This is a genomic window from Corynebacterium tuberculostearicum (assembly GCF_013408445.1).
Taxonomy (GTDB): Bacteria; Actinomycetota; Actinomycetes; order Mycobacteriales; family Mycobacteriaceae; genus Corynebacterium; species Corynebacterium tuberculostearicum.
The window spans coordinates 1,627,619-1,639,932 of the sequence record NZ_JACBZL010000001.1 but is presented as its reverse complement, the minus strand read 5'-3'; the positions used below and the strand labels follow the sequence as shown (position 1 = coordinate 1,639,932).

Below are 12,314 nucleotides of genomic sequence, written 5' to 3'. Positions count from 1 at the left end.
GAGTTATGAACGCTGCGACGAATTTCCTGTACCGCCAGATCACCCACATTGGCAGGGGGGTGACTCTGGCACAGGGATTAAAAATGCGCCTTTCGGGGGAAGAAAATATCCCCGATAAGGGCGGCGCGGTGTTGGTCTGCAACCACACCGGCTACATGGATTTCCTCTTCGGCGCCTTTTTGGCCTATCGCAAGAAGCGTCTGGTGCGCTTCTTGGCTAAGGCTGGAATCTTCAAAGCACCGGTGGCGGGTCCGTTGTTGAAGGCCATGCATCACGTGCCAGTTGACCGTATAGATGGCAGCGCCTCCTTCCGCCAAGCGGTACAGCTGGCCAAGGACGGCGAACTCGTGGGCGTGTTTTCTGAAGGCACAATTTCCCGCAGCTTTGAAATCCGCAGCATGAAAAGTGGCGCCTCCCGCATTGCCTATGAGGCGGGGGTGCCGGTAGTCCCACAGGTCATTTTTGGTTCGCAGCGCCTGTGGACCAAGGGACACAAAAAGAACCTGGGACGGACCAAGACCCCTGTCTTTATTACCGCCCTCGAACCGTACTATCCCACCGGCGATGCGGAGGCTGATACCGCGGAGATTCGACGCCGCATGCAAGAGGCATTGGAAGGGCTATGGGAACAGTACGAAGCCGAATTCGGGCCCATGCCTGCCGGTGAATACTGGGTGCCCGCCCGTAAAGGTGGAGGGGCTCCTACCCTTGAAGAGGCAGAAGCTCGAGATGCTGAAGTCGAAACCGAGCGCCACCGCGTACGCCGGTTGCGCGACGATCTAGTGGGCCTCAAAGAACGCGTCTCGGTTACTACGGTTGACTTGGTGCGCAACCACATGGCCGCCGCCAAGGGAGCGGACGGGGAGGAGCCAAAGAATAAGGCGCGGACCGCCCCGGAGACCCTGGAGTGGATCAAGAACAACCTCAACGCCGTGGTAGAAGAGGCAACCCGCGGCTTGGATGAAGGTCGCGATAAGGTCGCGGATATCATGGCGCAGCTGAAGTCGGATGTGGCGCAAACCCAAGCGTCCATCACGGCCAGCAGTAAGGAGATATGGGCTGGTTCCGTAGCGGAGCAGGGCCTGTTGGCGGCAGCCACCCAATCCCGGCTTATCGTTTCGCGCTTGCCACACCGCATGAAGGCGCAATTTTCTTCCATCCCCCGCGTGGTAGTGGCGCAGAGCAGCGCGCTGAATTGGGAAGATGGCGCGCTGACTCCGCGATTGCACAAGGCATTGGCAGGTATCTATCCGGCGGCTGAAGTCCTGATCGTGATATCACCCGCCGGTGAAGTGGAAGTTCCGCAAGCCGTGTGGAGCGTTGTCGTTGATGAGGACGCTGTGCAGCCGCGACTCGATACCGATGCACTGTCCGTCACTGCCGCGACTGCGGTACAAGGCGTGGAGCGCATCCTCGAGGATCTGAAAGCTAAGCCGGAGGAGGCCCTGGTTTTTGCTAACGAGCCAGGAGATGAGGATTTCCTAGACCGGATGCCGGTGGTGGCGTTGGAAACTGCCCCTATTGAGGTGGTCAAAGGCGCTCAGGCGGTCACTTATTCTGCCGAGAAAGCAGGAATGTCCGAAGTGCTTGAAGCAATGGCGCGGTTAGCGCAGAAATAGCGAAGGATTTTCGTCCGCTTTGCACCCCCGCGAGGGGGTGGGTTTTCTTTTTGAATGGCTAAGTATTTTAAGAAAACTGACTGCTTACGGGCCTGAAACTTACGTGTGAGTAACCACATGTGTAACTCGCGTCCGTGACTCCTAACATAGATTTCAGGAGATAAAGTCTCTGCAGCCGCGGTGTGATACTTTCCACCGAAACCACAATTCACTGCTTTTGGCTGTGCTTTTGCCATCTCATTCATGGATTTATGGCGCAGGCACATGCAAGCACCAAGGAAGGAGATGCGGTCAGTAATGACCCAGCAAAGCAACCAATCCTTTAACCCCGAATACTTTGAAAATCTATGGAATGGATACGCGGATGAGGACTACGACGTAGTCATCATCGGTGGGGGTTCCGTAGGCGCCGGTGCGGCAGCGGACGCCGCTACCCGTGGTCTCAAGACCGCCGTCATTGAGGCGCGCGACTTCGCCGCAGGTACCTCTTCTCGCTCCTCCAAGATGTTCCACGGTGGCCTGCGCTACCTGGCCATGTTTGACTTCCGCCTAGTGGCGGAGTCCCTCAAGGAGCGCGAGCTGAACATGTCTACCCTGGCACCCCACCTAGTGAAGCCGCTGAAGTTCATCTTCCCGCTGACCCACCACGTATGGGAGCGCGTGATGATGTTCGGCGGCTTTACTCTTTATGACCTCATGGGTGGCGCCAAGAGCGTCCCTATGCAAAAGCACCTGACCCGAAAGGGCGTGCTTAAGGTAACTCCGGGCCTGAAAGAAGATGCCATTGTGGGCGGCGTGCGTTACTACGACACCCTGGTTGATGACGCCCGCCACACCATGACCGTGCTGCGTACCGCCGCCGAGTATGGTGCCGATGTACGTACCAATACCGAGGTCATTGGCTTTGACAAGGATCGCGGCGGCCGCATCGTAGGCGCGAAGGTTCGCGATACCGCCACCGGCCGCGAGACCACCGTGCGCGGCAAGGTCTTTATCAACGCCACCGGTGTGTGGAATGACAAGATTCAAGAGATGGCCGGCGTGGAGGGCAAGTTCACCGTGCACGCCTCCAAGGGCGTGCACATCGTCGTGCCGAAGGATGCGCTCGATGCAGAGGCGGCCCTGTGCTTCGTCACCGAAAAGTCCGTCCTCTTCGTTATCCCGTGGGGCGAGTACTGGATCATCGGTACCACCGATACCGATTGGGAAAAGGGTCTCTCCTTGCCGGATCCGGCGCCGACCAAGTCCGATATTGACTACATTCTGGACCAGGTAAACCAGCGCGTTCGCCGCCAGATCACCCGCGATGACATTGTGGGTGTCTACTCCGGCCTGCGCCCGCTGCTGTCCGGCAAGTCCGATTCCACCACCAACCTTTCCCGCAACCACGCCGTCGCACGCGTGGCCCCAGGCATGGTCTCTGTCGCCGGTGGTAAGTACACCACGTACCGCGTCATCGGTAAGGATGCCGTGGACCTGGCAGTGGAGGAGCTGGATACCAAGGTCCCGGAGTCCATCACCGAGCAAACCCCGATCCTGGGCGCCGCCGGCTACCACGCCTTGGCCAACCAGGTCCCATCCTTGGCTCGTCGCTATAACCTGAGCGAGAAGTTCATTGAGCACCTGCTTGGCCGCTATGGCTCCCTGCTGGGTGAGGTTTTGGCACCGGCAGCAGAGGACGCCTCCCTGCTCGAGCCAGTTCCTGGTGCCGAGTCCTACCTGTGGGCCGAGGTCCGCTACGCCGTCACCCACGAGGGTGCATTGCACTTGGAAGACATCCTGTCCCGCCGCCTGCGCATCGCCATCGAGTTCGGCGACCGCGGTGTGAACGCCGCCCCGGTCGTTGCTGATTTTGTAGCACCGCTGCTGGGCTGGAGCGACGCCGACAAGGAGCGCGAGGTATCCCAATTCAAGGCTCACACGCAGGCCGAACTTGAAGCAGAAGCTGCGGTAACTGACCGCGAGGCCAATGACATTTTGGTGCGCGCAGGATCCGCCCGACCCACCCAAAACGAGGTATAAGTTATGACCGGATTTGATGCATTCCTGTGGGAGTTTATCGGCACTGCGTTGCTGCTCCTTCTAGGCAACGGCGTATGTGCGCTGGTTAACCTGCGCACCTCTGGCGCGCGCGGTTCCGATTGGATCGTTATCGCCCTGGGCTGGGGCATGGCGGTCTTTGTCGGCGCGAGCGTGGCCGATCCCACGGGCGGGCACCTCAACCCCGCCGTCACCGTAATGTTGGCCGTCAATGGCTCGCTCGAGTGGTCCCTGGTTCCGTACTACTTCCTGGGCCAGATCCTCGGCGCTATCCTCGGTGCCATCCTGGCATGGGCTGCTTTCAAGCAGCTTTTCGACGCCAATAATTACGACGACGCCGGAAACGTCACCGGCGCCAATAAGGACACCAACGGTATCTTCTTTACCAAGCCGGCACATCCTAAGAACGGCTGGAATGCGGTGACGGAGTTCATCGCCACCTGCGTGCTGTTGATGTTCATCGCCTTCGGCCCCACCGGCGGCGAGCTTGGCCCAATGAGCTACTTCGCTGTTGCTTTCGTTGTGGTGGCGGTCGGCCTGTCCCTGGGTACCCCTACGGGGTATGCCATCAATCCGGTCCGTGACTTGGGCCCGCGAATTGCTTATGCATTCATCTTGCCTATCCAGGACAAAGGCAGCGCGAACTGGGGCTATGCCTGGGTCCCCATCGTGGCCCCGTTGGTCGCGGCCGTAGCCGTTGGCCTGTTGTCCGTTGCGCTCTAATTCCATCTTCGTATAGGAGACTAGACACATGACTAACAAGAAATACGTCGCCGCTATCGACCAGGGAACCACGTCGACGCGCTGCATCATCTTTGACCACAACGGCGAGCAGGCTGCCGTTGGCCAGCTCGAGCACGAGCAGATCTTCCCGGAGAAGGGCTGGGTAGAACACGACCCAGAAGAAATCTGGAGCAATACCCGTCGCGCCGTCGGTGAGGCTCTTGCCAATGGCGATATCACCGTCGAAGACATTGACTCGGTAGGTATTACCAACCAGCGTGAGACCACCGTGGTGTGGGATAAGCACACTGGTAAGCCGGTCTACAACGCCATTGTCTGGCAAGATACCCGTACCACCGCCATCTGTAAGGAACTCTCGGGTGAGGAAGGACCGGAAAAGTGGCGCCGCCGCACCGGTCTCATCATCAACTCCTACCCGGCGGGACCGAAGGTGAAGTGGATCCTCGATAACGTCGAAGGCGCCCGCGAGCGTGCCGAGGCAGGCGACCTGCTCTTCGGCACCATCGATAGCTGGCTGCTGTGGAACCTCACCGGCGGCGCCGAGGGCGATGCCGGCCGCGAAGCGCTGCACGCCACCGACGTCACCAACGCCTCCCGCACCTTGCTTATGGACATCGAAAAGCTGGAGTGGGATGAGGAACTGTGTAAGGAAATGGGCATCCCGATGTCCATGCTGCCGGAGATCCGCCCGTCCCTGGGCGATTTCCGTACCGTGCGTGAGCGCGGCTCGCTTTCCGGCGTGCCTATCCGCGCCATCCTGGGTGACCAGCAGTCCGCGATGTTCGGCCAGGGCTGCTTCCGCGCAGGTTCCGCAAAGAATACTTACGGCACCGGCCTGTTCCTCCTGCTGAATACGGGTACCACCCCGAAGTTCTCCGAGAACGGTCTGCTGACCACCGTCTGCTTCCAGCGCGAAGGCGAGCGCCCCGTGTATGCCCTCGAGGGCTCTGTATCCATGGGCGGTTCCCTGGTGCAGTGGCTGCGCGATAACCTGCAGCTCATCCCCAACGCTGCGTCCATCGAAAACCTCGCGCGCGAGGTTAAGGACAACGGCGGCGTTTATATCGTGCCGGCCTTCTCCGGACTCTTCGCTCCGTACTGGCGCCCGGATGCCCGTGGCGTCATCGTGGGCCTGACCCGCTTTGCTAATCGCAAGCACTTGGCTCGCGCCGTGCTCGAATCCACCGCGTACCAGACGCGCGATGTCGCCGACGCGATGGTGGCGGACTCCGGCGTGGAGATTACCGAGCTGCGCGTGGATGGTGGCATGACCATGAATGAACTGCTGATGCAGTTCCAGTCCGATATCCTCGGCGTGGAAGTACACCGCCCGAAGAATATCGAGACCACCGCCACCGGTGCTGCCTTCGCGGCAGGCCTGGACCATGGTTTCTGGGATGACCTCAGCGTCTTGGGCAGCCAGACCGGAGACATGAAGGTATTCAAGCCGAAGCGCGAAAAGGAAGAGGTAGAGGGGCTCTACCGCGACTGGAAGCGCGCTATTAAGCGCTCCTTGGAGTGGGAGGATAACGAGGACGAGGACCTGAACATCTAAGTCCTGACGTAAACTCGCGGGTATGGAGAATTTCCCAGCCCGCGCGCCTCGCCTCATCGCGAGCGATATTGACGGCACCCTGCTGGACCGCAACCATCGCGTCCCGCGTCGCAATCGTGACGCCGTGGCGCGGGCAGTCCAACAGGGTGCCTATTTTGCGCTTTCTACCGGTCGTCCGTTCCGCTGGATTGCCCCGGTGCTGGAGCAGCTGCCCGTGCGGCCGGTATGCGTAACCTCGAACGGTGCTGTGTTGTATGACTCCGCGGAGGATCGGGTGATGTCTGCCCATGAGCTTTCGCCCGCCGCGTTGGCGGAAGTGGTGGACGTGGCCCAGACCGTACTGGGCACCGTAGGCTTTGGCGCGGAGCGGGCAGGGGGCTCGCTTGCCGACGCCGTCGAGGACCTCTTCGTAGTCGAGCGCCACTATTCCGAAAACGCCCTGTTTGAGGGCTTCGGCGTGGTCAGCATGGGCGAGCTAGTGGGGCAGCCGGCGGTAAAGTTCCTCATCCGCAACACGGACTACTCCGCCCCAGAGCTCTATGAGCTCATTGCGCCGCACATCGATCCGGAGCTCGCGCACCTGACCTATTCCATGCAGGAAGGAATCTTGGAGGTTGCCGCGCCCAATGTGACTAAGCGCCGCGGGGTGGAATGGCTGGCGGAGCACACCGGGGTCGCCCAGCAAGAGACTATTGCCTTTGGGGATATGCCCAACGATATCGAAATGCTGACGTGGGCCGGCTGTGGCGTGGCCATGGAAAACGCCCACCCGGAGGTAAAGGCGGCCGCGGATGCGGTCACCGTGGCTAACCACCAGGCGGGCGTCGCTAAGGTGCTAGAGCGCTGGTTCTAGTCGGTGAAGATGTCTACCTTTTCCGTTTCGGTGTTGTAGACAATCTCGCCACCCTGGAACTTCACGCGGATTTCCTTGCCATTCTTTTCCTCGTTGGAGGTCGGCAGGCCGAGCTTGGAGGCATTATCGCCCTCGGACCACTTCTTGGCAATCTCGCCCGTCAGCGCCTTGGTGCCGGACTCCTTGGAGGAGAGCACCACGCCATTTTGGAAGAGCTGGTAGAGGATCTTGCCGCCGTCGGTGGTATCCGGGCCTCCGACTGCCAGGCCTAGGACCGGGCCGAAGGCATTGAGCACGGAGGTCCACGATTCCTTCAGGCCTTCGTTGCTGGAGACCTGGACAACCTTATTGACAATCTCCGGGATATCGCCGGTGGTCAGGTTGCCCGCCATCTTTTGATCGGTATCAGGCTTCTGCAGGCGCTCATTGGCGATGAGCACGCCGAAGACGGCGGCAGCGATGCCGGCAAGGGCGGAGATAGTGGAGACCGGTACCTCGACCTCGCCAAGCGAGGACATGATTTCTCCGCCCACCTGTTGCGGGGTCTTGGGGGTATTTGGTTGCGGGGTCTTGGGGGTATTTGGCTGTGGAGACTCTTGCCAGTTCAGGTCCGTGCTGTTCTTGCCGGACTTGATGGCATCCGCCTTGCGCTTGGTATTCTTTCGAATCTCGTCCCAGTGGCGCGTGGTGTACTGGCCCGGGCAAGCCGTGTAGTGGAAATCGTTGTGGCCCGCGAAGGCCGGCACGGTGGCCGTGGTTCCTGCAGGGAACTTGGAGCCGTTGAATCCGCCGGAGTACAAGCTGGCCTTGCCCATTGGATCGATGCCAGAAATAGCGGCCTTCCAGCCGGCAATCTCCGCCACGGAGTTGAGCATCTCGCGGGAAGGCTCGGTTTCCTCGTAGTTGCCAATCATGGAAATGCCCCAGTTATTAGAGTTGAAGCCACCCACGTGGGCACCCTGTACGGCCTTGTCCAAGCCGCCGTAGCGGCCTTCGTAGATGGTGCCGAATTTATCCACCAGCACGTTATAGCCGATATCGCACCAACCCAGGGTCTGCGCATGGTAGTCGTAGGCACCGCGTACCTGTGCCGCTGCCTGTGCGCGGGTGTAGTTATTGGTACCCGCGGTGTGGTGCAGGGTCATGGCCTTGAGGCCATCGTCGTAGGTTGGCTCCTGGCAGCGCTTAGATTCGTCTGCTCCCCAGCCGGCGCGGGTGACTACCTTAGGCATGCCCGCGGTCTCCGCGGTGGGCTCGATGGCTTCGCCTTCTTGAGCGTTGCCGTCGATAAACACGGCGTCGAGATCCGCAACCTGGGTGCGCTCATCGGCCACGGGGGAGATATCGCCGACGTTGTACGCAAGTGGCGCGGGGCGGTTGGCATCAGCGCCCTTGGCGGCCTTGTCTAGGAGGGAGTCTTCCTTCTTGTCGAGGTTGGAACCGGTCACGAGGTCAACGTTGGCCATGGAAACCTGCACATCGTTGGTATCGCCCACGAAGATGAGTTCGGTGCCGTTCTTGCCCTCGGTGTAATTCATTGCATCCATGGGCAGCCACTCGCTCCAGGAACCGTCCTGCTGCTTGGAGCGGACGAAGGAGTTGATATCTCGCTTGCCCTCCCAGGTGACGGCGAACATGTTGAAGGTTTCGTCGCGGTGGAACTGCTTGACCGCGCGGCGGCTTTCGCCGTCGCCCTGAGCGGCTACGGCTGGGTCATCGACGACGATGGATTCGCCGTCACTGAAGCTAGAGGAGGAATTTTTGACCTCAATGGGATCGCCGTTGGCGGAGTCTTGGGTCTTGAGAACTTGCTGTCCGCCGAATGCGGCCGTCACGGCGAGTGCGATGGAGGTGACCGCCGCGATGACGGGGGTGGACCATTTTGACCTGGTGGGTACTAGTCGACGTCGTTGTTGCACTGTTATCTCCCTAGGGTTGTGCAGCTGTAAAAACGGTTGCCAAAAGTTAAGAGTTGATAGTGATGGTATGTTTGTGACTTCTGTGAAATCTGTTGCGACACGCCGATGCGCCGTGTCAGCTGCCGTAGTGCAATAAAGTGGAGGCCATGACTTCTTATGACCTCATCGTTGTTGGCTCTGGATTTTTTGGTCTAACGGTTGCCGAGCGCGCCGCTAGCCAGCTGGATAAGAAGGTGCTCATTGTGGAGCGCCGCAATCACCTCGGCGGCAATGCCTACTCCGAGGCCGAACCCACCACCGGAATCGAGGTGCACAAGTACGGCGCGCACCTCTTCCACACCTCTAATAAGCGCGTGTGGGATTACTGCAATAAGTTCACCGATTTCACCGACTACCAGCACCGCGTCTTTGCCATGCACGATGGCACCGCCTACCAATTCCCGATGGGCCTGGGTCTTATCAACCAGTTCTTCGGCCGTTACTACTCCCCGGATGAGGCTCGCCAGCTCATTAAGGATCAGGCCGGCGAGTTCTCCCCGGAAGAAGCGCAAAATTTGGAGGAAAAGGCCATCTCGCTCATCGGCCGCCCGCTATATGAGGCCTTTATCCGCGATTACACCGCGAAGCAGTGGCAGACCGACCCGAAGGAGCTGCCGGCCGCGAATATCACTCGCTTGCCGGTGCGCTATACCTTCAATAATCGCTACTTCAACGACACCTATGAGGGTCTGCCGGTCGACGGCTACGCGGCATGGCTAGAAAACATGGCTGACCACGACAATATTGAGGTCCGCCTGGATACTGATTGGTTCGAGGTGCGCGATGAGTTGCGTGCTGAGTCCCCAGATGCGCCCGTGGTCTACACCGGCCCATTGGATCGCTACTTTGATTTTGCCGAGGGCGAGCTGGGGTGGCGCACCCTCGACTTTGACTTGGAGGTGCTGGATACCGGCGACTTCCAAGGCACCCCGGTGATGAACTACAACGATGCGGACGTGGACTATACCCGCATCCATGAGTTCCGCCACTTCCACCCGGAGCGCAAGGATAAGTACCCGAAGGATAAGACGGTCATTATGAAGGAGTATTCGCGCTTTGCCGATAAGGGCGATGAACCGTACTACCCAATCAATACCCCAGAGGATCGCACCAAGCTGGAGGCCTACCGTAAGCTCGCCGCCCAGGAGTCGAAGGACAATAAGGTTCTCTTCGGTGGCCGCCTGGGTACCTACCAGTACCTGGATATGCACATGGCTATCGGTTCAGCGCTGTCCATGTTTGATAATAAGCTCGCGCCCTTCTGGAACGAGGGCAAGGCTATTGAGCAGGAGCGTGGCCACTAAGCGCTATGCTTGATCACCTCTGAAGAAAGGAGGTGACGGCATGGCTGACCGCCGCATGTGGAAAATGTCGCCGGAGCGGCTGCAGGAGCACCTGAAATTGCGTAGCCGCGCATCGCGCATTCCCGATAAAAAGAAGGAACAGTCCAAGAAGGCCTGCCGGAACTCCCGGCGGGCCTTTCCGCTTTTTGGTGCAGAAAACTATTGGGTCATTCCCAACCGTTTGACTTAACCCAACGTTAACCATTAAAGTTAACGACAGGTTAACAATTAGCAAACGGGACAATAATCCGAGAAAGGGGATAACAATGAACCAGTTTGAAACCCTGCGCCAGGATCTGCACGAGAACTACGGCCACGAGTACACGGCCGCGGAAATCGATGCCAAGCTCGATGAGGTTATTGCCAAGCACACCAAGAAGGCGGAGCTCGAGGAATTCGTGCCGCTTTTGGTGGAGCGTGAGGTGCGCGACTACTTCGGTGCTCACCGCCTGCACGTTCGCTTTGCTGCCGGTACCAATAATGCGCTGGCCCAAGCCGCAGCGGAACTTACCCGCAAGCACGCCGGCGAGGCCCTCTTTGTAGATACCGCCGTTGCTCACCCAGAAAACGAAGCGGAAGGCCACCTTGCCCACGTCATGAACGAGCGCGGCATGGGTGAGGCCCCGAATAAGTACCTCGACGAGGTGCGCACGGTAGCGATGCCGGATTACATCGTGTTCTTGGGCCGCGAGGTAGAGCGCGATGAGGCGGGCAAGGACATCAAGATTTGGGATATTCCTGCTGCGGATACCGTGGAGGAGGCGCGCGAATTGGCTGATGACCTCGAAGCCCGCGTACTCTACATGCTCAACAAGCTGGGCATTGACCCGGTAGCCGAACCGGTCAACGCCTAGAAGCGGTACGGGTCGGGCAGCTGGGAGGAGACGTTATTATTAGCCACCCAGAAGCCCGCAAACCTATAGGGCATGTAGTGCGTGCCCATACCGGGGCGCCATTCCGGCGTGCCCAGGAGTGGGGGAGTTTTGCGGTCGCGCTGCGGATATAGCCGTTCTGGCAGCGCGCCGACCAGGGGATGGTAGTCCTCTAAGAGGCGAGCGAAGGCGAAGTCAAAGTCATCCCGCGAAAGGTCCTGAGATAGTTTACTGACTCGCTGGGTCATCTCGCGGAGGCTGGCGTTGTCGGGCTGGCGAGAGAGGGCCGCTTGGGCGTCGCCAAGCAGCCATTGCACCTCGCCCGCGCGCACCGCAGTATCGCCGTCGCAGAAACTTTCCAGGGAATCTATCTGCGCTGCGGCCGTATTGATCTGCTTGAGCGCTTTGTAGGCCTCCTTGATGGAGGCAGCGTGAAGCGAATAGTCTTGGATGTCCTCCAGCGCCTTGAGCGTCGGCCGCGCATCAGTGTACTGATTGACCAGAGAGCGCCACTGTACCTTCAGGTAGTCGCCCGCCAAAGGGGAATGCAGGGCGTCAATCCGTGTCTCCGTGCGCTTGATGAGCTCCTCAGCCCCGTCGCGAGCGCCCTTAATATAATCGTAGCGCGTGCGCACTCGGGCGCGGCGGATGAACAAGTAGGAAATGAGGCCAACCGCGCCCAGAACCACGAGCACCATAGTGGCTGCGATGAATAAGGACCACGTGGGCACATCCTGCGTATATTGCCGGCGCACGGTGGTATCCGCGGCGGCACGCGTCGCTAGGATCATGCCGACGGTATAGTCATCGTCCGCCAGCGCCGGCCGCATCTGGTCCAAGATGCCGTCCATGCGGCCTTCGTCATAAATCTTGATGTCCTGGCACACCTCTGTGCCGCAGTGCACGGCCATACTATTGGGCTCAAAACCTACCGCGATGACGAGCACATTTTTCTGTAGCCCACTTCCGCTGATGAACTGTGGATGCTCGCGTTCCAAGTCATGGAACAGGGTGCGGGAAAATTCCTCGCCCGAATTCGGGTACGTAGCGTAGAGGACCTCGTGCACGGAATCCGGCAAATGCATGGACTGGGCTTGCGATTTGATGGCCTCTTCGTCCGAAGTGCTAAGGATTTGGGCGTGGTCCAGAAACTCCACCGCGGGCTTTTCCTCTGCGATAGCGGCGGGCGCGCTGGCTACAGCGAGAAGACCCACTGCTGCCGCGCAAGGAACCCATCTCATGATGTTCCATAATACGGGCTCCGCGTGTAAACCGTAGTACTTATGCAAAAGCAACTACGCTAAATCGCTGACTACTGTTTATACCGTTT

Annotated in this window: 10 protein-coding genes; 8 read left to right on the top strand and 2 right to left on the bottom strand. The window is 59.4% G+C overall.

Annotation, left to right across the window (positions count from 1 at the left end; genetic code table 11):
* Positions 1-83: 83 nt before the first annotated feature.
* The 5 genes from BJ985_RS07605 (at position 84) to BJ985_RS07585 (ending at position 6,811) form a co-directional block, all read left to right on the top strand.
* Positions 84-1,619, top strand: coding sequence for a lysophospholipid acyltransferase family protein (locus BJ985_RS07605; protein WP_236587127.1), 1,536 nt, complete (start codon positions 84-86; stop codon positions 1,617-1,619).
* Between the two features lie 297 nt (positions 1,620-1,916).
* On the top strand, positions 1,917-3,641 hold the full coding sequence (locus tag BJ985_RS07600; protein ID WP_179387100.1) for a glycerol-3-phosphate dehydrogenase/oxidase: 1,725 nt from the start codon (positions 1,917-1,919) through the stop codon (positions 3,639-3,641).
* 3 nt (positions 3,642-3,644) lie between these two features.
* Entirely contained in the window at positions 3,645-4,382 is a 738-nt protein-coding gene (locus BJ985_RS07595; protein WP_005325393.1) for an MIP/aquaporin family protein, read from the top strand.
* 28 nt (positions 4,383-4,410) lie between these two features.
* A complete protein-coding gene (gene glpK / locus BJ985_RS07590) occupies positions 4,411-5,958 on the top strand; it encodes a glycerol kinase GlpK (RefSeq protein ID WP_179387099.1) in 1,548 nt (515 codons plus the stop codon).
* 22 nt (positions 5,959-5,980) lie between these two features.
* Positions 5,981-6,811 carry a Cof-type HAD-IIB family hydrolase gene (locus BJ985_RS07585; RefSeq protein WP_005327047.1) on the top strand — a complete coding sequence of 277 codons (831 nt, stop codon included), beginning with the start codon at positions 5,981-5,983 and terminating at the stop codon, positions 6,809-6,811.
* Here BJ985_RS07585 and BJ985_RS07580 read toward each other — a convergent pair.
* On the bottom strand, positions 6,808-8,730 hold the full coding sequence (locus tag BJ985_RS07580; protein ID WP_179387098.1) for an N-acetylmuramoyl-L-alanine amidase: 1,923 nt from the start codon (positions 8,728-8,730) through the stop codon (positions 6,808-6,810). The two genes, BJ985_RS07585 and BJ985_RS07580, sit on opposite strands and share 4 nt — an antisense overlap.
* A gap of 146 nt (positions 8,731-8,876) precedes the next feature.
* Here BJ985_RS07580 and glf point away from each other — a divergent pair, with 146 nt between their 5' ends.
* The 3 genes from glf to BJ985_RS07565 all read left to right on the top strand — a co-directional run bounded on the left by glf (position 8,877) and on the right by BJ985_RS07565 (position 10,966).
* Complete coding sequence (gene glf, locus BJ985_RS07575; protein ID WP_179387097.1) at positions 8,877-10,073, top strand: UDP-galactopyranose mutase; 1,197 nt, start codon at positions 8,877-8,879, stop codon at positions 10,071-10,073.
* A gap of 40 nt (positions 10,074-10,113) precedes the next feature.
* Complete coding sequence (locus BJ985_RS07570; protein WP_005325400.1) at positions 10,114-10,302, top strand: hypothetical protein; 189 nt, start codon at positions 10,114-10,116, stop codon at positions 10,300-10,302.
* Between the two features lie 76 nt (positions 10,303-10,378).
* Positions 10,379-10,966: a three-helix bundle dimerization domain-containing protein gene (locus BJ985_RS07565; RefSeq protein WP_179387096.1), complete on the top strand. Its 588-nt coding sequence runs from the start codon at positions 10,379-10,381 to the stop codon at positions 10,964-10,966.
* Here BJ985_RS07565 and BJ985_RS07560 read toward each other — a convergent pair.
* The gene (locus tag BJ985_RS07560; protein ID WP_179387095.1) at positions 10,963-12,225 is read right to left on the bottom strand and encodes a hypothetical protein; all 1,263 of its coding nucleotides are present in this window, start codon (positions 12,223-12,225) and stop codon (positions 10,963-10,965) included. The two genes, BJ985_RS07565 and BJ985_RS07560, sit on opposite strands and share 4 nt — an antisense overlap.
* Positions 12,226-12,314 lie beyond the last annotated feature (89 nt).

Excerpts from the sequence above, each read along its gene's own strand:
- BJ985_RS07570 (WP_005325400.1), top strand. The coding sequence starts at position 10,114 with ATGGCTGACCGCCGCATGTGGAAAATGTCGCCGGAGCGGCTGCAGGAG.
- BJ985_RS07560 (WP_179387095.1), bottom strand. The coding sequence starts at position 12,225 with ATGAGATGGGTTCCTTGCGCGGCAGCAGTGGGTCTTCTCGCTGTAGCC.
- BJ985_RS07600 (WP_179387100.1), top strand. The coding sequence starts at position 1,917 with ATGACCCAGCAAAGCAACCAATCCTTTAACCCCGAATACTTTGAAAAT.
- BJ985_RS07595 (WP_005325393.1), top strand. The coding sequence starts at position 3,645 with ATGACCGGATTTGATGCATTCCTGTGGGAGTTTATCGGCACTGCGTTG.
- BJ985_RS07605 (WP_236587127.1), top strand. The coding sequence starts at position 84 with ATGCGCCTTTCGGGGGAAGAAAATATCCCCGATAAGGGCGGCGCGGTG.
- BJ985_RS07565 (WP_179387096.1), top strand. The coding sequence starts at position 10,379 with ATGAACCAGTTTGAAACCCTGCGCCAGGATCTGCACGAGAACTACGGC.
- glpK (WP_179387099.1), top strand. The coding sequence starts at position 4,411 with ATGACTAACAAGAAATACGTCGCCGCTATCGACCAGGGAACCACGTCG.
- glf (WP_179387097.1), top strand. The coding sequence starts at position 8,877 with ATGACTTCTTATGACCTCATCGTTGTTGGCTCTGGATTTTTTGGTCTA.
- BJ985_RS07585 (WP_005327047.1), top strand. The coding sequence starts at position 5,981 with ATGGAGAATTTCCCAGCCCGCGCGCCTCGCCTCATCGCGAGCGATATT.